Annotated in this window: 1 rRNA gene; it reads right to left on the minus strand. The window is 43.4% G+C overall.

What is annotated here, in order from left to right:
• Positions 1-35 precede the first annotated feature (35 nt).
• Positions 36-151: ribosomal RNA gene (gene rrf / locus K5S59_RS29475) — 5S ribosomal RNA — on the minus strand.
• Between the last annotated feature and the right edge of the window lie 54 nt (positions 152-205).

The raw sequence follows: 205 nt of genomic DNA on the forward strand, positions 1-205 counted from the left end.
AAAAAACACAAGTCAAATGACTCGTGTTTTTAATTGCTTGGCGACGTCCTACTCTCACAGGGACAAGGTCCCAACTACCATCGGCGCTAGAGAGCTTAACTTCCGTGTTCGGTATGGGAACGGGTGTGACCTCTCTGCCATCATCACCAAACTATGAAGGCATATTCCTTCAAAACTAGATAACATTGCTACATATTATATGGTT

It is taken from the genome of Bacillus sp. BML-BC051 (assembly GCF_019656175.1).
In the GTDB taxonomy this organism is placed as follows: Bacteria; Bacillota; Bacilli; order Bacillales; family Bacillaceae_G; genus Bacillus_A; species Bacillus_A mobilis.